At 41.3% G+C, this 23,103-nt stretch carries 22 protein-coding genes; 2 read left to right on the top strand and 20 right to left on the bottom strand.

The features are described from left to right. Positions 1-75 precede the first annotated feature (75 nt). From ACFYKT_RS09455 to hprK, 14 genes are all read right to left on the bottom strand, one after another. On the bottom strand, positions 76-1,566 hold the full coding sequence (locus ACFYKT_RS09455; protein ID WP_389218764.1) for a tetratricopeptide repeat protein: 1,491 nt from the start codon (positions 1,564-1,566) through the stop codon (positions 76-78). 261 nt (positions 1,567-1,827) lie between these two features. Next, complete coding sequence (gene hisIE, locus ACFYKT_RS09450) at positions 1,828-2,433, bottom strand: bifunctional phosphoribosyl-AMP cyclohydrolase/phosphoribosyl-ATP diphosphatase HisIE (RefSeq protein ID WP_389218761.1); 606 nt, start codon at positions 2,431-2,433, stop codon at positions 1,828-1,830. Beyond that, positions 2,430-3,188, bottom strand: a complete 759-nt coding sequence (gene hisF / locus ACFYKT_RS09445; protein WP_389218758.1) for an imidazole glycerol phosphate synthase subunit HisF — start codon at positions 3,186-3,188, stop codon at positions 2,430-2,432. Before hisF ends, hisIE begins: the two co-directional genes overlap by 4 nt. Further along, positions 3,182-3,919: a 1-(5-phosphoribosyl)-5-[(5-phosphoribosylamino)methylideneamino]imidazole-4-carboxamide isomerase gene (hisA, locus tag ACFYKT_RS09440; RefSeq protein ID WP_389218755.1), complete on the bottom strand. Its 738-nt coding sequence runs from the start codon at positions 3,917-3,919 to the stop codon at positions 3,182-3,184. The genes hisF and hisA overlap by 7 nt, the downstream gene beginning before the upstream one ends. Continuing rightward, positions 3,916-4,554 carry an imidazole glycerol phosphate synthase subunit HisH gene (gene hisH, locus ACFYKT_RS09435; protein ID WP_389218753.1) on the bottom strand — a complete coding sequence of 213 codons (639 nt, stop codon included), beginning with the start codon at positions 4,552-4,554 and terminating at the stop codon, positions 3,916-3,918. Before hisH ends, hisA begins: the two co-directional genes overlap by 4 nt. Next, on the bottom strand, positions 4,555-5,142 hold the full coding sequence (gene hisB, locus ACFYKT_RS09430) for an imidazoleglycerol-phosphate dehydratase HisB (RefSeq protein WP_389218750.1): 588 nt from the start codon (positions 5,140-5,142) through the stop codon (positions 4,555-4,557). 14 nt (positions 5,143-5,156) lie between these two features. After that, on the bottom strand, positions 5,157-6,431 hold the full coding sequence (hisD, locus tag ACFYKT_RS09425; protein WP_389218748.1) for a histidinol dehydrogenase: 1,275 nt from the start codon (positions 6,429-6,431) through the stop codon (positions 5,157-5,159). A 6-nt stretch (positions 6,432-6,437) separates the two neighbouring features. Beyond that, complete coding sequence (gene hisG, locus ACFYKT_RS09420) at positions 6,438-7,079, bottom strand: ATP phosphoribosyltransferase (RefSeq protein ID WP_389218745.1); 642 nt, start codon at positions 7,077-7,079, stop codon at positions 6,438-6,440. Next, positions 7,076-8,263 carry an ATP phosphoribosyltransferase regulatory subunit gene (locus tag ACFYKT_RS09415; RefSeq protein WP_389218742.1) on the bottom strand — a complete coding sequence of 396 codons (1,188 nt, stop codon included), beginning with the start codon at positions 8,261-8,263 and terminating at the stop codon, positions 7,076-7,078. The genes hisG and ACFYKT_RS09415 overlap by 4 nt, the downstream gene beginning before the upstream one ends. 318 nt (positions 8,264-8,581) lie before the next feature. Further along, positions 8,582-9,118 carry an acyltransferase gene (locus ACFYKT_RS09410; protein WP_389218740.1) on the bottom strand — a complete coding sequence of 179 codons (537 nt, stop codon included), beginning with the start codon at positions 9,116-9,118 and terminating at the stop codon, positions 8,582-8,584. Then, positions 9,115-9,768, bottom strand: a complete 654-nt coding sequence (ppaX, locus tag ACFYKT_RS09405) for a pyrophosphatase PpaX (protein WP_389218737.1) — start codon at positions 9,766-9,768, stop codon at positions 9,115-9,117. Before ppaX ends, ACFYKT_RS09410 begins: the two co-directional genes overlap by 4 nt. Continuing rightward, positions 9,752-10,705 (bottom strand): nucleoside recognition domain-containing protein, encoded by a 954-nt coding sequence (locus tag ACFYKT_RS09400; RefSeq protein WP_389218734.1) that lies wholly within the window; start codon positions 10,703-10,705, stop codon positions 9,752-9,754. Before ACFYKT_RS09400 ends, ppaX begins: the two co-directional genes overlap by 17 nt. A gap of 48 nt (positions 10,706-10,753) precedes the next feature. After that, entirely contained in the window at positions 10,754-11,572 is an 819-nt protein-coding gene (gene lgt, locus ACFYKT_RS09395) for a prolipoprotein diacylglyceryl transferase (RefSeq protein WP_389218731.1), read from the bottom strand. Between the two features lie 135 nt (positions 11,573-11,707). Further along, positions 11,708-12,631: an HPr(Ser) kinase/phosphatase gene (hprK, locus tag ACFYKT_RS09390; protein WP_389218727.1), complete on the bottom strand. Its 924-nt coding sequence runs from the start codon at positions 12,629-12,631 to the stop codon at positions 11,708-11,710. A gap of 308 nt (positions 12,632-12,939) precedes the next feature. Here hprK and ACFYKT_RS09385 point away from each other — a divergent pair, with 308 nt between their 5' ends. Continuing rightward, on the top strand, positions 12,940-13,650 hold the full coding sequence (locus ACFYKT_RS09385; RefSeq protein WP_389218724.1) for an N-acetylmuramoyl-L-alanine amidase: 711 nt from the start codon (positions 12,940-12,942) through the stop codon (positions 13,648-13,650). 62 nt (positions 13,651-13,712) lie between these two features. Here the strand turns inward: ACFYKT_RS09385 and ACFYKT_RS09380 are convergent, their stop codons facing one another. From ACFYKT_RS09380 to ACFYKT_RS09360, 5 genes are all read right to left on the bottom strand, one after another. After that, the gene (locus ACFYKT_RS09380; RefSeq protein ID WP_389218721.1) at positions 13,713-14,069 is read right to left on the bottom strand and encodes a phage holin family protein; all 357 of its coding nucleotides are present in this window, start codon (positions 14,067-14,069) and stop codon (positions 13,713-13,715) included. 32 nt (positions 14,070-14,101) lie between these two features. Next, complete coding sequence (locus tag ACFYKT_RS09375) at positions 14,102-15,217, bottom strand: DUF4097 family beta strand repeat-containing protein (protein ID WP_389218719.1); 1,116 nt, start codon at positions 15,215-15,217, stop codon at positions 14,102-14,104. A 137-nt stretch (positions 15,218-15,354) separates the two neighbouring features. Next, a complete protein-coding gene (uvrA, locus tag ACFYKT_RS09370) occupies positions 15,355-18,234 on the bottom strand; it encodes an excinuclease ABC subunit UvrA (protein ID WP_389218716.1) in 2,880 nt (959 codons plus the stop codon). Positions 18,235-18,241: 7 nt separating this feature from the next. Further along, complete coding sequence (gene uvrB, locus ACFYKT_RS09365) at positions 18,242-20,221, bottom strand: excinuclease ABC subunit UvrB (RefSeq protein ID WP_389218713.1); 1,980 nt, start codon at positions 20,219-20,221, stop codon at positions 18,242-18,244. Between the two features lie 486 nt (positions 20,222-20,707). Next, positions 20,708-20,941 carry a CsbA family protein gene (locus ACFYKT_RS09360; RefSeq protein ID WP_389218711.1) on the bottom strand — a complete coding sequence of 78 codons (234 nt, stop codon included), beginning with the start codon at positions 20,939-20,941 and terminating at the stop codon, positions 20,708-20,710. Positions 20,942-21,078: 137 nt separating this feature from the next. On the opposite strand from ACFYKT_RS09360, the gene ACFYKT_RS09355 reads away from it, so the two are divergent. After that, positions 21,079-21,351, top strand: a complete 273-nt coding sequence (locus ACFYKT_RS09355) for an alpha/beta-type small acid-soluble spore protein (protein WP_389218709.1) — start codon at positions 21,079-21,081, stop codon at positions 21,349-21,351. Positions 21,352-21,786: 435 nt separating this feature from the next. On the opposite strand, the gene ACFYKT_RS09350 is transcribed toward ACFYKT_RS09355, so the two are convergent. Further along, a complete protein-coding gene (locus ACFYKT_RS09350) occupies positions 21,787-23,001 on the bottom strand; it encodes a M20 family metallopeptidase (RefSeq protein WP_389218707.1) in 1,215 nt (404 codons plus the stop codon). Positions 23,002-23,103: the final 102 nt, after the last annotated feature.

The following is a 23,103-nucleotide window of genomic DNA, read 5'->3' as shown; positions in this document are numbered from 1 at the left end:
GAAAAGGGACTTTTCATTATTATGACCATCTACTGCTATCCTATAAAAATAAGACAGATCCGTCCAAATATCTGCTCATGAAAGGAAACTTTTTACCATTTTTATATACTTTTGCAAAGTGGAGAGGGAAATTCCATATTTCCCTGCTAACTGCTGTTGAGAAATCTTTTCTTCTCTCCATTTTAACCAAACATATTCAATAGCCGCAGCGGTCGCTTGATTGTTTTTAATGGGCTGATTATTATTAGCCATTTCAACAAAAACAGAAAACCACATTAAAAACAAGCCAGCTTCTACCGTACCAATCGGATGATAATGCTGATAAAGAAGTACCGCCGTATCATGTACAGGCAGTTGCTTAATTTCTTGTTTACGCACAAAAGATAAATATTCCCGTTCTAAATGAGAAAACTTCTGATTTTGCTTCACTTCCCGTGAGTCTAAGATCTCTTCTTTAATAGCGGACATAGAGATTAAGAATAAGGCAAAGAGCCGCTCTTCAATATAATCACTATCTAATTTTTTTAGAATGGATGAAGAATGGTTTTCAAAACCATCCAGAGTAGTCTTATCCGTATTCCACGGTTCAGAGCCTTCTTTTTCAGGATTTCTTTCGATCGCTTTTTTCCATGCAGATTGTGCTAGAGCTTCCCTGCCTGTATGATACGCTGAATAAGAAAGCCAGTAATAAAACGCACCATCTCCGTCAAACCCTTTTTTCTGCAAATTACGAAGCAAGGCAAATGCTGAATGATATTCACCCGTCAAAGCAAACGTTGCTCCCAGCTTAAATTGATGCTCAATCGAGATTGGCTGGATCTTTTTCAACATTTCCTTTAACACTTTTACTTCATTAAAGTCATGCTGGTAAAACGCAAAAACGAGTTTATTGCATAAAGCATGCAAGTTCCCCGGGTTTTCTAGAAAGACCTTTTCTAAAATATCAGAAGCCTTTTGAACCTCTCCAAGGTAAAAATAGGCAAGCGCCAAATTATTATAGGCGGACCAATATTCAGGATACTCGTCGATTACTGAATTAAGAATTTCCACCGCTTTCGGGAAATGACCAGATTCAAGCAATTCACGTGCCTGTTCCTGTTTCGTAATGAGGTCATCCTGATCATATAGCTCCTCATCCAGCTCTTCTGCTTCCATCGTTAGCAATTCAAGCAAATCTAGCGTATCATCGGCAAATTCCCCATCCTCTTCCATCTCCAAATATAAATTGGCATGATGGTATGCATCCTTGAAGAAGCCTAAATGGGCATAGTTATTCGCAAGAAAGTAATGGCATTCCACCATATCGCTATCAAGTTCCTCAAGAATGGAGTGTAGCAGAACGTTTGCCTGTTGATATTCTCCCATTTCAGAGCGAATAATCGCTAATTGACAAACAATCATCGGTTCACCAGGCTCAAGCTGCATCGCACGCTGTAAATATTTCTTTGCTTTATAAAAATCCCGTTTGTGGTAAGCTTTTAATCCTTTTGCAAAATAATACTCGCCAGTCGGGTTAAATGTTAGTAATTTTCCTTTTGGTTGTCTTGCTTTAGAGTCTTTGCTCATGAAATCCTCCATCATTCATAATCAACCCAAGTAGTATATCACATGACCAACCTCATGGAGAAGGGCTTGGAGAATATTTGAACACTATCTCGTTTGGTTATTTCAATATCTAGCTATCAGCATGATTGATCGAGCCCTTTTTACATTTTACGGGCCATTTATTATGATTCGCGGGCCACCTTTTACGATTTACGGGCTACTTTTCGCAATTTACGGGCCACCTTTACTTTTTTTATCGAGCAATTACGAAAAAACCGGCCATTACTCGGCCGGTTTCGGTTCATGTCTTTGTTCTAGTACATTCAGAATTTCGCTAAACGGAAGGTTTTGTTCTTTTAATAAAACTAGCAGATGGTAGATTAAGTCAGCCGCTTCCCATTTGAGTTCTTCACTATCGCGGTTTTTAGCAGCAATAATGACTTCTGCTGATTCTTCACCGATTTTTTTCAATATTTTATCGAGCCCTTTTTCAAATAAATAGGTTGTGTATGCTCCTTCCGGGCGCTTCAGCTCTCGATCCGCAATAACTTGTTCCAGCTTGAACAGAATATCTGACTTTCCGCTCAGCTTTTCAGCAAAGCAGCTTGTCTCACCTTTGTGACAAGCCGGGCCAGCTGGTTCAACAAGCACAACGATCGCGTCCTGATCACAATCCACCTTCATTCCAACAATTTTCTGCGTGTTCCCGCTTGTTGCACCTTTATGCCAGAGCTCTTGTCGCGAGCGGCTGAAAAACCATGTTTCACCAGTGCTCAGCGACTTTTCTAGCGATTCCTGATTCATATAAGCAAGCGTCAGCACTTCTTTCGTCACAGCATCCTGAACAATCGCTGGGACAAGACCCTTTTCATCAAAACGGACATTCATCGCACAAGCACCCCTTTTCCCTTTAAAAATGTCTTCACTTCAGCAACAGATGTTTCTTTATAATGAAAAATAGATGCAGCAAGAGCAGCATCAGCTTTCCCCTCTTGAAAAGCTTCAGCAAAATGCTCGGCACGACCTGCTCCTCCAGATGCAATGACTGGAATCGTGACAGCCTCACTCACTGCTCGCGTTAACTTAGTATCAAATCCATTTTTCTCGCCATCAGAATCCATGCTCGTAAGAAGAATCTCACCCGCACCAAGTGCAGCTACCTGCTGTGCCCAAGCAATGACCTCAAAATCAGTAGCCGTTCGCCCGCCATGCGTATACACTCGCCACGTTCCAAGCGCCTCATCGTATTTTGCATCAATTGCCACAACCACACATTGCGACCCGAAAAAATTCGATCCCTCTGTTATTAACTGAGGATTTTTCACAGCGGCCGTATTTAAAGATACCTTATCAGCACCTGCTCTTAAAATCACCTTCATATCCTCCAAGGAGTTGATTCCACCGCCAACCGTAAAAGGAATGGCCAGTTCTGATGCGACAGCTTTAACGACTTCAATCATTGTTTTTCTGCCTTCAACCGAAGCGGATATGTCTAGAAAAACAAGCTCATCCGCACCTTGCTGATCATAAAAGCGAGCAAGCTCAACCGGGTCGCCAGCATCCCGCAGCTGCACAAATTGGATGCCTTTCACAACCCGTCCTTCTTTTACATCAAGGCATGGAATAATTCGCTTCGTTAGCATGAAACCGTCACCTCGCTTACTGCTTCGGAAACGGAAAAACGCCCTTCATAAATGGCTTTTCCTACGATAGCTCCTGCTACACCTTCATTCACGTATGCCCGCAAACGAGTCAAATCAGAAAGTTCACTTACTCCACCGGAGGCAATCACATTCTTTCCTGTTACCTGTGCCAGCTGCCTTACCGCTTCGACATTCGGTCCAGAAAGCATACCATCTGTGGCAATATCAGTGAAAATAAAAGTCTCTGCACCTGCATCAGCAAAACGCTTGCCAAGCTCAACAGCCTTTACCTGAGATGTATTCAGCCAGCCTTCAGTCGCCACATAGCCGTTTTTCGCGTCCAGCCCAATCGCAATTTGCTCCCCATATTTTCGAATCATTTCAATCGCAAATTCATGATTAGAAACAGCAACACTTCCAAGAATGACACGAGCAATGCCATTATCTAAATAATGAGCAATATCCGCCTCCGTTCGAATGCCGCCGCCGATTTGAATGTTTGCCTTCAACACATTGGCAGCTTGAAGCACAAAAGAATCATTCACTCGTTTTCCATCCTTTGCCCCATCAAGATCAACCATGTGAATCCAGCTCGCACCCTCACTCGCAAATTGCGTTGCCATCTCAAAAGGTGAATCACCGTACACCGTTTCCTGGTCATAGTCCCCCTGAAGCAAGCGGACACATTTGCCGCCTCTCATATCAATGGCTGGATAAATCGTAAAGCTCATGCTGTGGTCACCCTTTCCCGTGCAAGTTCCGTAAATTTTTGTAATAGCTCCATCCCAAGCTTGCTGCTTTTCTCCGGATGAAATTGCATGCCGAATAAATTTTCCTTGCCAACTATAGCAGGCACTTCCACATCATACATACACTTAGCCAGTAAAACATCCTTATCAATTAAGTCAACATAATAGGAGTGAACAAAATAAGCATAATCCTCACCCACAGTAGAGGAAATCGGCGAAGACTGCACCCATTCCAGTCGATTCCATCCCATATGCGGCACCTTATATCGCTCCCCAGCTGCGGTTACTCCCGGAAATTTCTTCACATAGCCTGGAAGCAGCTGCAACCCTTTCGTCTGCCCGTTCTCATCACTGCCTTTAAATAGAAGCTGCATGCCTAAACAAATGCCAAGCAGCGGTTTCCCTTGTTGCACATATTCCTTCATCATGTTTGAAAGACCAGTTCTGTTTAACCGCTCCATTGCCTCTTTAAATGAACCGACTCCTGGTAAAATTAACCCATCCGCCTTCATCAGTTCATCGGCTTTTTCGGAAATAAAATATGGAACATCAAGCCTTTCGAGTGCTTTACTCACACTGAACAGATTGCCCATCCCATAATCAATGATACCGATCATTTATAACATCCCTTTCGTTGACGGAACTCCTTTAATTCGCGGATCAATCGTTGTCGCTTCATCCAAAGCACGAGCAAGTGCTTTAAAAATCGCCTCAATGATATGGTGCGTGTTTTTTCCATAATGAACGATTACGTGCAGGTTCATCCTCGCTTCAAGTGCAAGCTTCCAGAGAAACTCATGGACGAGCTCTGTATCAAATGTTCCTACCTTTTCACTTAGCAGCTCAGCACGGAACTCCAAGTGCGGACGATTGCTTAAATCAACCACCACCTGTGCAAGCGCCTCATCCATTGGAACAAAGGCATTGCCATAACGCTTAATGCCCTTTTTATCACCAAGTGCTTCCTTCAGCACATGACCAAGGCAAATGCCGATGTCTTCTGTTGTATGATGATCGTCAACCTCAATATCCCCATTCGCTTGAACAGTCAGATCAAACTGCCCATGCTTCGCAAACAAATCGAGCATATGTGTTAAGAAAGGAACGCCCGTGTCTAGCCTGCTTTGCCCTTCCCCATCAAGATTTAATGATAGCTGGATATTCGTCTCATTCGTTTTTCTAGTAATCTCAGAAACTCTCGCCATTCTCAGGTCCCCCATTACTGTTGCTTTAATCTTGTTTCAATCGCACGCGCATGCGCTTCAAGCCCTTCAAGGCGCGCAAATGCCGCAATTTTTTCGCCATTGTCCTTTAAAGCCTTCTCACTGTAAAAAACAATGCTCGACTTTTTTTGGAAATCTTCTACATTTAACGGACTCGAGAATCGTGCCGTTCCGTTCGTTGGCAGCACATGATTCGGTCCGGCAAAATAATCACCAACAGGTTCAGGACTAAAGCGCCCAATAAAGATGGCTCCCGCATGCCTGATTTGACCGAGAAGCTCCATTGGATTTTTCGTTAAAATTTCTAAATGCTCGGGAGCAAGACGATTGATTGTTTGGACAGCTTCCTCTATCGAATCAGTGACATAAATCGCCCCATAATTATGAATCGCTTGTCTTGCAATCGCCTCACGCGGCAGTGTACTCAATTGCTTTTCAATCTCAATTGCCACAGACTCAGCTAAGCTTTCCGAAGGTGTGACAAGAACACTGCAGGATAAAATATCATGTTCAGCCTGTGATAATAAGTCAGCAGCTACTTCATTTGGTTTAGCAGAATCATCGGCTAGAATCGCAATTTCACTTGGACCGGCAATCATATCAATATCAACATCGCCAAAAACCTCTCTTTTTGCTAAGGCAACATACATATTCCCTGGCCCTGTAATTTTATCAACAGGAGCGATTGTCTCTGTTCCATAGGAAAGGGCAGCAATTGCCTGCGCACCGCCAATTTTATAAAGTTCTTCGGCACCAGCTTCCTTGGCAGCTACAAGAACAGCTGGCGGAAGCTTTCCTGTTTTTTTATCTGGCGGAGAGGTGATTACAATTCGTTCAACACCTGCTACCTTCGCAGGAATGACATTCATCAAGACTGACGATGGATAGGCAGCTGTCCCACCAGGCACGTATAGTCCTACCGAATCAAGTGGTGTTACCTTTTGACCGAGAATCGTGCCATTTTCATCCGTTGTCATCCAGGAAGGACGTAATTGTTTTTCATGAAAAGAACGGATATTTGCTGCAGCCTCCCTTATGAGTGCCAACGTTTCCTCATCGATTGACTCATAAGCTTCTCTTGTTTCTATCTCTGAAACTGCGAAATTTTCCAAAGAGATACCGTCGAATAGTTCTGTGAACGCTCTTAAAGCTTGGTCTCCATCCTGTCGCACCTTCTCAATAATGGCTTTGACAGCAGCCCGCTGATCTTCTGTTCCTTGATCAACCGACCGTTTAATCGATGGCTGTTCACTGATTTTTACAATCCTCATTTCTAATCACTCCTGAAGGGCATAGCTTTTTATTTCGCTTAATCGCTCAACTAGTTCATTAATACGCGTATCCTTAAGACGAAAGCTCACTGGATTAACAATTAGTCTGGAAGTAATCTCTACCATTCGTTCATACTCGATTAAGCCATTTTCTTTAAGCGTTCGTCCTGTGGAAACAATATCAACAATTCGATCGGCAAGACCAATAAGTGGGGCAAGCTCAATTGAACCATTCAGCTTAATAATCTCCACCTGCTCCCCCTGTTCTCTAAAATAAGCGGCCGCCACATGCGGATATTTAGTGGCAACCTTTGGCGCTAGCTCATTTATTTTTGCATCTGGAAGGCCCGCAACCGCCAGATAACATGCACTAATTTTTAAATCAAGAAGCTCGTAAACATCCCTTTCCTCTTCAAGCAGCACATCTTTCCCCGCAATCCCAAGGTCTGCTACCCCATGTTCAACATATGTAGGGACATCCATTGGCTTGGCTAAAATAAATCGAAAACTTTCTTCAGGCACATCAATAATTAATTTCCTTGAATCATCGAACTCTGGCGGTAATCGAAAGCCTGCCTGCCTAAGTAAATCAACGGCATCATCGAAAATTCTGCCCTTTGGCATTGCAATCGTTAGTACATCTCTCATCTGAAAGCCTCCTTCCCCGCTTTGCCGACTAAAAAGGTAATGTCATCGTATTTGCTTGTGCATGTGTCAATATCCTTAACCCCGCTAATATCCTGCAAAACGATTTTTTGACCTAATTTCCTTTGTTCTTGCGCATATTGAAAGGCTTCCTTTCGCCGTTCTGGGCTAAATAAAACACAGGAGGAACGCTCAAGTTTGTCCGCATTTCCACCTAGTGCTTCTAGCAGACGATCCAGTCGAATCGCAAAACCGGTTGCACCTGCCTGCTTCCCGAATTTTTGCAGCAAACGATCATAACGTCCGCCATTGCCAATCGGATAGCCAACATGATCGGCATACGCTTCAAACAATATGCCAGTATAGTAACTCATATGACTGACAAGTGTGAGATCGAAGCTGACTTTGTCCTCCAGCTCGTAATCATTGATCATTTCCCAAAGCTGTTGAAGCTCGATGACCGCTTCTTTTCCTAGATCGTTTTCCAGTAAGCCGAATGCCTTTTCAATTACTTCATTTCTTCCTCTAAGCATTAAAAATGCAAGCAATCGCTGTTTATCAATTGATGATAAAGGTAGCTCATTTACATGCTCCCGGTAGCCAACATCATTTTTTTCATATAAGAATCTAGTTAATGCTTCGACTCGTTCCTCTGTTCCTAAAATTTGCAGGAAAAAGGTATGAACAAATCCGATATGACCGATCGAGAGGCGAAAATTTTCTAACCCAGCCGCTTGCAAGGACTGAATCATTAAAGCAATACATTCTCCATCTGCACTAATCGTGTCATCGCCAATATATTCAATTCCAATTTGCTCAAATTCTGCTGGCCGGCCTGCTTCCCTCTGCTGTGCCCGGAAGACATTGGCCGAATAAGCAAGTCGAATCGGAAGTTCATTTTTTAATAGTTTTGAAGCAGCAGCCCGTGCAATCGGCGCTGTCATATCCGGCCGCAGCACGAGTGTGTGTCCTTGCTGATCAAGGAGCTTGAATAGCTGCTGGTCAAGGATCGCTGATGCTGCCCCAACCGTTTCATAGTATTCAAGAGTCGGTGTTTCAATAAACTGATAGCCCCAGCGCTTCATTTCCTCTTGAATTAATGACCTGGACGCATATTTTCTTTCATACAAATCTGGTAATGTATCTCTCATCCCTAAGGGCTTTTCAAACATAAATAAGCGGCTCAAATCCATTCACCTCAATAGCTTTTCACTTTAGTTCGCTAATATGGTAGTAAATTAAAGATATATGTATTTTAACGCTCCTTACATATCCCGTCAACAAATAATTCTGAAAGTTTTTATGATTTATTTTGGAAAAGTCTCTGAGATTTGATGAATTGCTAGATAAAGCGAAATAGTTACTTGATATAATTGAGAAGTTGCTCGATAACCTGGAATAGTTGCTCAATAAATCCTATTTCCTGCCCAGTAACTTCAAATTAAGCTACATTCAGGACAAAATAAAAACTCTGCTAGCACATGACTAGCAGAGTTCGATACATTTTATTCTTTTTTCTTGCCGTAGATGGGGTCGTTTGCCCAACGCTCCGCCATGACTTCTTTTGTATAAATAACGCGCATCGGATTGCCTCCGACAAAAGCGCCGGCTGGTACATCTTTATGCACAAGAGTCCCCGCTGAAACGATGGCACCATCGCCAATTGTTATGCCTGGCAGGATCGTAGAATTGGCACCGATCATCACTTCGCTGCCAATTTCTACATTCCCCAGCCGATATTCTTTAATTAAGTATTCATGCGCCAAAATAGTTGTGTTATAGCCAATCACCGTATTACGGCCAACACTAATTTTTTCTGGGAACATGACATCAAGCATGACCATTAGCGCAAATGAAGTCTGATCGCCCACTTTCATACGTAAGAATGTGCGGTACAGCCAGTTCTTCATTCCCAAAAATGGGGTATAGCGCGCGAGCTGAATAACAGCAAAGTTCTTAACCACTTTCCAAAAAGGAACAGTTTTATAGACATGCCAAAGGGAATTCGCACCCTCTACCGGAAATCGCTCCGTTCGCCTCATTTTTTCTCTACCTCAAGAATATCAAGTAAATCAGTCATATTATCAAGGATATAATCCGGATTAAATCCGAGCAAGAATTCTTTCCCCTTTACACTCCATGCAACGCCAGCTGTTTTCGTGCCAGCATTTTTCCCGCCGAGAATATCATGAGAGTTATCACCAACCATGATCGTCTCTTCCGGCTTGGAGCCTAGAAGCTCCATCGCCTTTAATATCGGCTCTGGATCAGGCTTTGGCTTTTCGACATGATCTAATGCCACAATCACATCAAATAATGAATCAAGCTTTGTCAGCTTCAATCCTTTTTCAACAACCATTAATACTTTTGTTGTGACAATACCTATTTTGAAACCGGCTTCTTTTAATTGTTGAACCGTTTGAAAAACACCATCAAATTCTTTTACGAGCAAATCATGCTGGCTAAGATTAAACTTTCGATACACAGCAATCATTTCATCTACTTTCTCCGCATCAATCGACTCAAACGTCTCCTTTAGCGTTGGACCAAGAAAGGGAATCACGTCTTCGCGCTTAAAACGATCTGGATAATAGTTTCCTAGCGTATGCAGAAACGACGATATAATCAATTCATTTGTATCAATTAACGTTCCATCTAAATCAAATAGAACAGTATTAACTTGTTTGTTCATATGATGCTTCCTTTCTTTTCTCCATATCAGTCCGGTTCCAAATAAATGCGACAATCAGTGTTAATAAAATAGCTACTCCCAAGCGGAGAAGAAGGAGCGGCAGAACCGGAATACCTAATGGAACAAAAATCAGTGTATCTTCAATAACTGCATGGCAGGCAACTAAGAAAATAAAGGCAATGGTAACATCCTTTTTGCTCACGCCATCCTCTTTCACTGCTTGAATCATGACCCCAGCACCATAAGCTAGGCCAAATAATAAGCCAGCAGCAAGTGTGGTTGAAGTATTTTCTTTCATTCCCAAAAGCCTTGTAACTGGGGCCATCCATTTTGAAAAAACATCAAGCCATTTCAAATCCTTTAAGATTTGAATGACAATCATGAGGGGGATTACTATGATTGCTAGCTGAAAAATGCCAAGCCCTGCTTTTTGGAGCGCATCTAGCAAAACACTGCCCCAGCCATTAATCTCTTCAGCTTTCGCTGGAATCATCCCGTATTTAGCCATCTCTGATCCACCGTGCCAGAGAAGATTAATAATAATGGCAGAAAGAAGTGCCAAACCAAGCCGAACCGCAACAACAATCCAGAGTCTAACCCCCACTTTTATCGCAACGCTTGATTCAATAAACAGATTATGTGAAAACGAAAGCATGACGGCAATGATAAATACTTCTTTAACCGTCAAATCAAGGGTTAGAATCGCCCCTATTGCTGCATATAGATTCAAGAAATTCCCTAATACAAGCGGAATGGCCGCATCCCCTGACAAGCCGATGACATTCATTAGCGGGGTGATTAGCTTAATTACCCATGGAAGCACGGGTGTATGTTGGAGTAGGGCGACAATTAATGTGACTGGAAAGATAATTTTCCCTAATGTCCATGTCGTCTTTAAGCCAACCTTTATTCCCCTTTTGGACGATTCGACCAACATGTCTCTACCCCTTTTTACAAACTAAATTTTCTCATTTATCTCTAAAGTTTAAACACTCTCATCTAAATAACGCGCATCTGCATATCCCTTCATCCTTCTCAAGATGATTAGAATGACAGCTCCGATGACTAGTGCAATTGAAATAGTCTGTGCCATTCTTAGCTGCTCCGTGAGCATCAGACTATCTGTCCGCATCCCTTCTACAAAGAAGCGGCCGACCGAATACCAGATAACATACGTAAGGAAAGATTCCCCGCGTCGCAAATTAACTTTTCTTAGTAAAATAAGAATAACGAATCCAATAATATTCCAAATGGACTCATATAAGAAAGTAGGATGGTAATAAGTGCCATTGATGTACATCTGATTAATAATAAATTCCGGAAGATGAAGGTTTTCTAAGAATGCTCGGGTCACTTCTCCTCCATGTGCTTCTTGGTTCATAAAATTACCCCAACGGCCAATTGCTTGACCTAGAATAAGTCCCGGAGCCGTAATATCAGCAATCTTCCAGAAAGAAACGCCTCTCTTTTTCGCGAAGACAACGGCGGTAATGACAGAACCAATCAATGCTCCATGGATGGCGATTCCGCCTTCCCATATTTTAATAATCTCTCCAGGGTTCTGGGAATAGAAGTCCCATTGGAAAATAACATAATAAATCCTCGCAGACAGAATGGCAATGGGAATGGCCCAAAGCATTAAATCAGCGAATAAATCCTTTTTAATGCCTCTTTTTTCCCCTTCTCGCATGACGATCATTAAGGCTAAGGCGATGCCAATCCCGATGATCAGGCCATACCAGCGGACTGAGATTGGCCCGAGGGAAAAGACGATCGGGTTAAGCGGTTGAATAGTCGATTCCATAATCACTGCTCCTTTTAATCTTTCATTTTTCTATTTTATCGTAAAAATTAGGATTAAAATAACCCTTTTCATAAAATTATGTAAAGATACTGATCGCTCTATTGCATATAAAGGCACGAACGATCCATGACATAGTTAATCGCTATCTTCAATGACATCGGCAAGACGGTTGGAAAATTGCTCAGCTGCGTTTACACCCATTCTTTTAAGGCGGAAGTTCATTGCAGCCACTTCGATGATAACGGCTAGGTTTCGGCCTGGACGAACAGGGATCGTTATCTTTGGAACATCCATTTCAATGATCTTCATCTTTTCTTCATCAAGTCCCAATCTGTCATATTGTTTGTTTTGATCCCATAGCTCTAAATCCATAATGATCGATATTCGTTTAAAGCTTCGAACAGCTCCAGCCCCAAACAATGTCATCACATTAATAATTCCGAGTCCTCGAATCTCAAGCAGATGCTCAATTAGTTCTGGGGATGTTCCGACAAGCGTGTTTTCATCCTCCTGCCTAATTTCTACACAATCATCTGCAACTAAACGATGTCCCCGTTTGACAAGCTCCAGCGCTGTTTCACTTTTACCAACCCCGCTTTTACCAGTTATGAGCACACCAACCCCATACACATCAACAAGCACACCATGAACGGCTGTTGTCGGGGCAAGCTTACTCTCGAGATAGTTTGTTAGTAAGCTGGAAAAACGAGTTGTCTTTTGCTTCGTTCTTAATAGAGGGACTGATTCTCTTTCTGCAGCCTCCACCAATTCTTGAGGTACCTCCATTCCTCTCGAAATAATGATGGCAGGTGTGATATCTGTACATAAGCGTTCAAAGCGATCTTGTCTATCCCTATCATTTAATCTCTCTGTAAATGTAAGCTCCGTTTTACCGAGCAATTGAATTCTTTCAGCAGGATAATAGTTAAAGTACCCTGCCAATTCGATACCAGGTCTTGATAAGTCACTTGTTATAATTGGGCGATTTATTCCCTCTTCACCACTTATTAGTTCTAGTCCAAATTTTTCTACAATATCCTTCGTGCATACCTTTGGCAATTACATTTCCTCCTTTGTCAGGAAATTTACAAACAGATGCTTCCACTCTATTATGGCAGTTTCACTATATTTTAGCACTTTTTACCGCAGAACCAAATTTCACTGCTTGATGAAAGGTCCACCTAATTGGAAAGTCAATTTTCTCTGTTACCCATGTCCTTTCCAGTGTCTTATTCATATGATAAAGATGATTGATTATTTAATAGGGAAGTCCACAAAGATAGGTGTAGTTAGTTTTTGAATTCGTGAATATATTAATAAAACTAAAAAACCGGATATTAAACTTTTTTATAAAAAGGAGTGACAGGATGAAAATCATACTGGATGCTGGGCACGGATATTCAACTGCCGGAAAGCGGAGCCCAGATGGGATGAGAGAATATGAATTCAACCGGGTTGTTGCTAATCATGCGAAGAGTCTTCTAGAAAACTATCAAAATGTGGCCGTTTATTTCGCACACTCAGATGATCGTGATGTACCGTTAAAAGAACGGACAGATAAAGCTAATCAACTAAAAGTTGATTGTTATGTATCTATTCACGCAAATGCCTATGGTTCAACCTGGAATAGTGCCAGCGGGATTGAAACCTATGTCCATCCGATTAGACCAAAGAAAACAACAGAGCTTGCACAAAAGATTCATCGAAACTTGATCATTTCTACCGGTCTAAAGGACCGTGGAGTGAAAGAGGCAAACTTTCATGTATTAAGGGAAACAGATATGCCAGCTGTTTTAGCAGAATGTGGGTTCATGACCAATCATGCCGAAGCTAACCTATTAAGGTCAGATACATTCCGCAAAACTTGTGCAGAAGCTATCGTTAAAGCGGTAGCTGATCATTTCAACCTAAAGGCAAAGGAAAATGCTGGAGCCACTCCTCCTAATCCACCAACTCCTCCAGCACAAACAGGAACGTACAAAGTCCAAGTTGGTGCCTTCAAGGATAGGAAGAATGCAGAAGAACTTGTAGATGCCTTAAAGAAACTGGGTTACTCCCCGTTTATCTATGTTGAATAATAAAGAAGCCAGCACGAATGATGTGCTGGCTTCTTTACTTTGACTCTATTTTGATGAAACTTTTAATCCTTTGCTGGCTCAAGAACGACCTTTTGAATGATCAGGTTTGCAATGGACATGATGATCGCTACAAGCAGCGCCGTTCCAAAGCTTGCTATTTCAAAGGAATCACCCATAATTCTATCTGTAATTTGTAATGTGATGGCATTAATGACAAACAAAAATAATCCAAGTGTCACCAATGTAACCGGCAGCGTCAGAATGATCAAAATTGGGCGAACAAGTACGTTTAATATCGATAGGATAAAGCTCGCTCCAATAGCTGCTCCAAAGCTCGATACGAAAAAGGATTCCTCAAAAAAGCCCGCAATGGCAACGAACAAAATTGCATTTATTAATATACCTACAAGCCATCTCATGAAAGCAGACACCTCAATTTCTCATGTAAGCCTTAGAAAGCAGCTACTTTCGCCTTCTTAACTTGAATAGATCCTGTCTTTGTTTCTGCGATAATTTTCAAGGCATCATCTGAATTATTAACGGACTTAAAGCGCATCACTTTTTGAATCACATCGCTTTTTTCTTCTACGACCTGAATCCCTTCTAAATTCACATTGAACCCGCCAAGATTGGTTTTCAATTCACCATCTACAAGAACTTGATGAGGGATTTGTAATTCAATCCCGCCTGTTGCTGCTTTTGCCTCAACAAAATCACATGTATCTCCTGTTAATGAACAGAAGACATCTCCATTAAATGATTGCAGATCTACCTTCTGATAATCACCATCAATTAATATTGCCCCATTCAATGTCTCAGCATCGAGCTCTTTAACGCTGCTCTTTTGAACCAGAATTTGTCCGTTTGCTGTTTCTGCTTCGGCATATTTGCCTTTCATATCTTGAATCGTAATTTTTCCATTTGCTGTTTTGGCTTTATAATTCTCAACTGTTAAGTTGCTGCTTTCTATTGAGCCGTTAAACATACGGATTTTTATATTTTCATAATCAGTTTGCGGAATGTAAATCGTTGCTTCAACCTTCATCCACTTTTGCTGTGTTGCAAACCGCAGCTTCTGGCCATCAATACCAAAAGTGACTTCATTTAGGAATTTCCTGCGTGCCTCATCCTGTGTTTCCACACGGTAAACTTTTGCATGGCACTCAATACGAACATCCTTTTGTTCCCATGGAAGAAGCTTGACTGCCCCATTGGCTAAATCGATATCTACATCTTTCAGGCTCACATCTGCTTGTTGGAAGATATGTGAAATTTCAATGGATTTTCCAAAATTGAAGTCGAGATCAAAATCTTTTATTTTTTTATATGCTTGATCGACAAAGTCAATAATTTTATCCTTTGCAGACTGGAATTTATAATTGAATGGGTCTTCTATTTTGGCTTCTTCAAATTTCACCGTTGTGGATAGTTCTTGTACAAGCTCTTCCTTCTTTTTCTCGGCAGCCTTGTTTGATTGATCAAGTCCCTCCATCAATAGTAAAGCTTCGTCTACAGTCAACTTCCCCTCTTCAACCATCTTAAGTATGCGTTTGCGCTCTTCTTGCATCTAAATCCCCTCCAGCCATTTTCTTTTATATACGAAAAAAGAAATGATAAGGTTTCAACAATTCAAATAAATTTTTTAATGGTCAGACAATTGTAAAAAAGAAACAGCACCTTTATAGCACTGCTTCTGTCATTTACTTAAGCATTTGTTACACTTGCTTCTTTTTCTTCAATTTGCTTCTTCATTCGTAAGCGATCGCGTTCTAAAATTGGCTTTAAATATTTTCCGGTGTAGGATCCAGGTGTTTCAGCAATTTTCTCTGGTGTACCTGTTGCAATAATGGTTCCACCTTTCCCTCCACCTTCTGGGCCAAGGTCAACAAGATAATCGGCTGCCTTGATCACATCAAGATTATGTTCAATAACAAGAACAGTATCCCCATTTTCAACGAGACGCTGAAGAACGACGAGCAATCTTGAAATATCATCTACATGCAGTCCAGTTGTTGGCTCATCAAGAATATACATGGAACGGCCTGTTGAGCGACGATGCAGCTCGGAAGCGAGCTTCACACGCTGAGCCTCCCCACCAGATAAGGTAGTAGCCGGTTGACCTAATTTAATATAGCCAAGGCCCACATCATAAATGGTTTGAAGTTTCCGGCTAATCTTTGGAATATTTTCAAAGAATGTAACCGCATCTTCGACCGTCATATCAAGAATATCTGAAATATTTTTCCCCTTGTACTTCACTTCAAGCGTTTCCCTGTTGTAGCGCTTTCCATGACAAACCTCACATGGCACATACACATCTGGCAAGAAGTGCATTTCTATTTTGATAATTCCATCCCCGCGGCATGCTTCACATCGTCCACCTTTAACATTAAAGCTGAAACGCCCCTTTTTATATCCACGGACCTTAGCTTCATTTGTAGTTGAAAAAACATCGCGAATATCATCGAATACCCCTGTGTAGGTTGCCGGGTTGGAACGAGGCGTCCTTCCAATTGGTGACTGATCGATATCAATAACCTTCTCCAGATGTTCAATGCCCTTAATCTCCTTATGCTCACCAGGCTTGCTCTTTGCTCGATAAAGTTTTTGCGCTAATGCTTTATGTAGAATTTCATTAATGAGTGTGCTTTTCCCTGAGCCCGATACCCCTGTAACTGAAATAAAAGTACCAAGCGGAAATTTGACATTCACATTTTTTAAATTATTTTCCTTTGCCCCCTTAATTTCGATAAATCGCCCATCATGTTTGCGTCGTTCAACTGGTAGTGGGATGTATTTCTTCCCTGCAAGATACTGACCAGTTAAGGAATTCTCATCAGCCATTACTTCTTCTGGTGTGCCTGCCGAAATAATTTCTCCACCATGAACTCCGGCTCCTGGACCAATATCAATTAAATAATCGGCCGCAAGCATGGTATCTTCATCATGCTCAACGACAATTAACGTATTTCCAATATCACGCATATTTTTAAGCGTGCCAATTAATCGGTCATTATCACGCTGATGCAATCCAATAGAAGGCTCGTCTAAAATATAGAGGACACCTGTTAACCTGGAACCAATCTGGGTAGCCAATCGAATCCGCTGAGCTTCTCCTCCAGAAAGTGTTCCTGCTGCACGGCTAAGTGTTAAATAATCAAGACCAACATTGACTAAGAAGCCAAGCCTCTCTTTGATTTCACGGAAAATTAAATTGGCTATTTTCATTTCTTTTTCCGTTAAAGAAAGATTTTCAATAAATTGATGTGCTTCTTCAATAGACAATTCAGTTACTTTCCCAATATGCTGGCCTGAAATAAGAACGGACAGGGTTTCCTTTTTCAAACGATACCCTTTACAAGTTGGGCAATCCTGCTGAGCCATATATTTTTCCATTTGCTCACGAATATAATCCGAGCTTGTTTCCTTGAAACGGCGCTCTACATTTCGAATGACACCCTCAAATTCAATTGTTGTTTCTCTTACCTGACCAAAGTCATTTTCATAATGGAAGAATATCTTTTCACCATTCGAACCATATAGAATTTTCTCCAAAAGGTGTTCAGGTATATCCTTAACTGGGATATCCATGTCAATTCCATAATGGGTGCAGACAGCCTCAAGAAGCTGTGGATAATATTGTGAACTTATCGACTCCCATGGTGCGATTGCATTTTGTTTTAATGAAAGATCCCGATCTGGCACAACTAGATCCACATCCACTTCAAGCTTAGACCCCAGTCCATCACATCCAGGGCAAGCACCGAAAGGGCTATTAAAGGAAAACATCCGTGGCTCAAGTTCACCAATAGAAAAATCACAATGTGGACAAGCATGATTTTCGCTGAATAATAGCTCTTCCTGCCCGATCACATCAATAAGCACCTTTCCGTCACCAAGCTTTAATGCCGTTTCAATGGAATCAGCAAGACGTGCAGCTACTCCCTCCTTGACAACAATTCGGTCAATGACTACTTCAATCGAGTGCTTTTTATTTTTCTCAAGAGCTACTTCTTCTCCAAGGTCATACATTTCTCCATCGATACGCACACGAACAAACCCTTGCTTTTTGACATCTTCTAGAACCTTTACATGGGTCCCTTTTCTGCCAGATACAAGCGGTGAAAGTATTTGAAGCTTTGTTCGTTCAGGGTATTCAAGAATTCGGTCAACCATTTGCTCGATTGTTTGCGATGAGATTTCAATATGATGAATCGGACATGTTGGTCGGCCCACTCTTGCATACAGTAACCGTAGGTAATCGTAAATTTCTGTTACCGTCCCCACTGTGGAGCGAGGGTTTCTGCTAGTCGTTTTTTGATCAATGGATATGGCTGGCGATAAACCTTCGATTGCATCGACATCAGGTTTATCCATTTGTCCGAGGAACTGACGTGCATAAGCAGATAGTGATTCCACATATCTGCGCTGTCCTTCTGCATAAATTGTATCAAAGGCAAGCGAGGACTTTCCTGAACCAGAAAGCCCTGTTAACACAACAAGCTTATCCCTTGGAATTGTGACATCAATATTTTTTAAATTATGGGCTCTGGCGCCTTTAACTATTAATTTATCCATCGCCATTCGTACGTCATCCTTCCGCTTTCAACTCTAATAGTAAATCACGCAGCTCAGCAGCCCGTTCGAAATTGAGTGCTTTTGCTGCTTCCTTCATTTCTTTTTCCATACTCGTAATCAGCTTTTCACGTTCTTTCTTATTCAGCTTGCCAATTTGTGAGGAAGCCTTGTACTCTTCTTGCTCTTCAGCCGCATGTGTCGCACGAATAACATCTCGGATTTCCTTTTGAATCGTTTGTGGCGTAATCCCATGCTTTCGGTTATGCTCCTCCTGCAATTTTCGGCGCCGATTTGTTTCGCTAATAGCTAATTCCATTGAATTAGTTATTCGGTTTGCATACATAATAACTTGCCCGTTCGCATTCCGAGCCGCACGACCGATCGTTTGAATCAAAGAACGTTCAGATCGAAGGAAACCTTCCTTATCAGCATCTAGTATGGTAACGAGTGAGACCTCAGGAATATCCAGCCCTTCTCTTAAAAGATTAATCCCAACTAATACATCATAGGTCCCCATTCGGAGTTCACGGATAATTTCAATCCGCTCTAGTGTTTTTACCTCAGAATGGAGATATTGCACCTTAATGCCAATTTCCTTTAAATAATCGGTTAGATCCTCGGACATTTTCTTTGTTAACGTGGTAATTAATACCCGTTCATTCCGCTTAATTCGATCTTGGATTTCACCAATCATATCATCAATTTGTCCCTCAATTGGGCGGACATCTATTGTTGGGTCAAGCAATCCAGTCGGTCGAATAATTTGCTCAATCATCACTGGTGTATGTTCAAGCTCATATGGACCAGGTGTTGCAGATACATAGACAATTTGATTAACATGCTTTTCAAACTCTGGAAACATCAGTGGCCGATTATCCAATGCTGAAGGCAGACGGAACCCATGTTCAACAAGAACGGACTTCCGTGCTTGGTCCCCATTGTACATCCCGCGTATTTGCGGAAGCGTAACATGGGACTCATCAATGACGATCAATAAATCCTTAGGGAAGTAATCCAACAGCGTATAAGGTGTTGAGCCTGCGGGCCTTAATGTCAAATGTCTGGAATAGTTCTCAATCCCTGAACAAAAGCCCATTTCCCTCATCATTTCCAGATCATAACGAGTTCGCTGTTCTAAGCGCTGTGCTTCAAGCAGCTTGTTATTTTCACGCAAATCCGCTAATCGTTCTTCTAATTCCTTCTCAATATTTTGAATAGCTACAAGCATCTTTTCTTCACGGGTAACGAAGTGGGATGCTGGGAAAATAGCGACATGATCACGTTCACCAATAATTTCGCCAGTCAATGCATCTACTTCTCGGATACGATCAATTTCATCTCCGAAAAATTCGACCCGCAAACAATGTTCATCTTTAGAAGCTGGGAAAATTTCAACGACATCCCCACGAACACGAAAAGTCCCACGCTGGAAGTTCATATCATTGCGTTCATATTGAATGTCTACTAGTTTGCGCAGCAATTGATTTCTTTCAATTTCCATTCCTGTGCGAAGAGATAAGACAAGTTCTCTGTATTCCTCGGGAGAACCCAAGCCATAAATACATGACACACTTGCAATAATAACAACATCCTTACGTTCAAACAGTGAAGATGTTGCCGAGTGGCGAAGCTTATCTATCTCATCATTAATACTTGAATCCTTTTCTATGAAAGTATCTGTCGATGGAACATAGGCTTCCGGCTGAAAGTAATCATAATAGCTAACAAAATACTCAACGGCATTATCTGGAAAGAACTCTTTAAATTCACTGTATAGCTGACCAGCAAGGGTTTTATTATGAGCAATGATTAATGTAGGACGATTCACTTCTTTTATTACATTGGAAATGGTAAAGGTTTTTCCTGTTCCAGTTGCTCCTAACAGTGTCTGATGGCGTTTTCCAGATTGAATGCCCTCGACAATTTGCCTAATTGCCTCTGGCTGATCACCCTGTGGCGAATACTTTGAAACGAGTTTAAATTGATCCTTCACTTACATGCCTCCAGTTCGATTATTCTATTCTCTATTAGCTCTAGCTCGGTTTATGAAAATGTTTGAAATTGTCTATTGATATACTGGCTGATTTGTCATTATTTAACTTCAATTCTATATAATCATTCTACCACAAAGCGGTTAAAACAAACCAGCAATATACGAACGGATATTCGTTTTATTTTTCTGTTTGTTGTGATGTTAGATTGGCTATTATCAAAGAAGGGAGAATATTGTCGAAGTTTTGTTAATCAAACGTTTGATTAGATTTTTTCATTGGGGTTAGTCGTCATTTTGCAATCATTTCCACTCGACAATTTCCCGAGAAATTCTCCTTTCTTTTCTCGCGAATTATATCGCATGATCCATTATTAAGAGGAATCTGGTCAAAGTATCGTTAATCAAACGTTTGATTGAATTTTTATGATGGCTATCGCCTGGAAAAATCCATAAAAAAACCTGTCGAAACTGGACGACAGGGCTTTATTATGATTTTTTACGAAATCTCATTCTCATTTTTTGCGCATACCAAAATCCCACAGTTAACGAAAAGGCATCCACTACGATCAACCAGAAAGAATCTGTGTAACCTTTATAAACAGAAGCTGCAATTAATGCTACTGTCAGGACAAGACCAATCACATGATTATAAGCCACTCTTGTAAACAGCACCACAAGCAAACCTGGAATCAGCAAGGCCGATAAAAATTTCAATCCCACTTATTACACCTTCTTTTACTAATTTCACCTATCAATAGAATAGCGTATTTTGGTAACATACACCACCCGCTTTAAGCGAATGATTCCATGCTTGTCCCCACATGATAATCATATAACCATTTTAGGGAGGCTTAAAGATGGCTAGAAGAAAACGACGCCCGCTCGTTCCAGAATCACGAGGAGCATTGGATCAGTTGAAAAATCAAGTCATGAAAAATAAAGGATACGAGATCGATCAAGAAAATCCTGATGATGTGAAATATGAGGTGGCAAATGAAGTCGGTGTTCCTCTCCATAAAGGTTATAATGGCAGCTTAACCTCAGAAGAAGCAGGAAAAGTCGGCGGCGAGATTGGCGGCAATATGGTGAAAGAGCTTGTACGTATGGCACAAGAACAGATGCGAAAGTAACTATTCTAAAAACGAGGCTGACTCAAGAACCGTTAAAAAAACGAGCTTTTTGAGTCAGCCTCACATTTGAGCTTATATTTGGAGATTTTATCATATAGATTTCTTCTATGTGACAGCCTTTAAGCTTTTTTGGAGATTTTGTCTCATTGAACTCTTTTATGGGACTTTCTCCTTCAGCTTTTTCAAAGATTGTCTCATAGAGCATTTCTATGGGACTTCTCCTTCAGCTTTTTCGAAGATTTGTCTCATAGAGCATTTCTATGGGACTTCTCCTTCGGCTTTTTCGAAGATTTGTCTCATAGAACCTTTCTATGAGACTGTTCCTCTAGCTTTCTCGGGGATTCTTTCTCATAAGCATCAGCTATGAGACAACTTCATTCTCTTTTTCAGTGATTCTGTCCCATAGACCTGTGCTATGAGACTGCTCAAATGTCTCTATTTACTTTCCGCAGCTTTTCTCTCTTGGAATTCTTCTTTAATTGCTGCCAATCGCTCGGAGTTTATAATTAACTCTAGACCAGTTAATGCTAATGCCTTCGCTCCAGTAATTAAGGCTTCATCTCCCTTTGCAGATGCAGCTGCTTCTCTAAAAGGAACCGTATGGCCAACGAGATCATCAGAGCCAATTTTAATATATGGATGAATGGTCGGTACTACCTGGCTGATATTTCCGGCATCAGTCGAACCAATGCCATCCTTATCGTCTAAAACAACGGTTTCTCCTAGTTCTTCGATAATGGTATGAAATACTTCATCAAACTTCCTATTTAATAGAAGATTATCGACTTCATTTTGGAAGGCAATGATATTTAGCTTAGCACCTGTTGCTAATGCGGCTCCTTCTGCTACCGCCTTTACCTTTCGAGTTACTTCATCTAAATGTGCTCTTGTTGCAGCACGGATGAAGAATCTTGCTTTCGCATATTCTGGAATAATGTTCGGGGCATCTCCACCGTGTGTAATAATGCCATGGATACGGACGTCATCCTTTAACTGCTGTCTTAAAGCATTGATTCCATTAAAAAGCTGGATAACCGCATCTAGTGCATTGATTCCTTCATGTGGAGCAGCTGCGGCATGTGCCGGCTTCCCAATGAACTCAAAATCAAGCGGATCAACAGCTAAAGATGTGCTAGTCAGTCTTGTTTGATTAGATGGGTGCACCATAAGCGCTGCATCTATTCCTTCTAAAAGCCCATGCTTGACGAAACTTCCTTTTGCACTTCCATTCGGTCCACCCTCTTCAGCAGGAGTCCCTAATACGACAACCTCACCGCCTGTTTCATCTAAAGCTTTGCTTAAAGCAATCGCCGCTCCAACACTCGTTGTTCCGATAATATTATGGCCGCATGCATGACCAATTCCTGGCAGTGCATCATATTCAGCCAAGAAGGCGATGGTTGGCCCTTCTAAGAAGGATTTTTTACGAGCAAGGAACGATGTAAGATGACCAGCCACTTCCCTTTCAACTTCAAATCCTTCTTTCTCTAGAGTATCAATCAGCAGGCCAGAGGCGAAAAACTCTTCATTACCTATTTCCGGATTTGAATGAATTTGATGGCTCGTTGAAAGATAACGGTCTCTATTGCTTTCTACATTCTGAATAATTGCTTCTTTTAACTCATCAATTGTTTTTAATGGGGTAGTCATTGTTTATTTCCTCCTAGAATGGTTTTTTTATTAAGCTGTTTTCGCAAATATTATTGCTAATTTAAACTTAGTATGGGTAGAGGTTGATTTCCGCTGCAGGCA

Source organism: Cytobacillus mangrovibacter (assembly GCF_042865275.1).
GTDB lineage: Bacteria > Bacillota > Bacilli > Bacillales > Cytobacillaceae > Cytobacillus > Cytobacillus mangrovibacter.
Note: the sequence above shows the minus strand (reverse complement) of the source record. Positions and strands in the feature narration are given on the sequence as shown.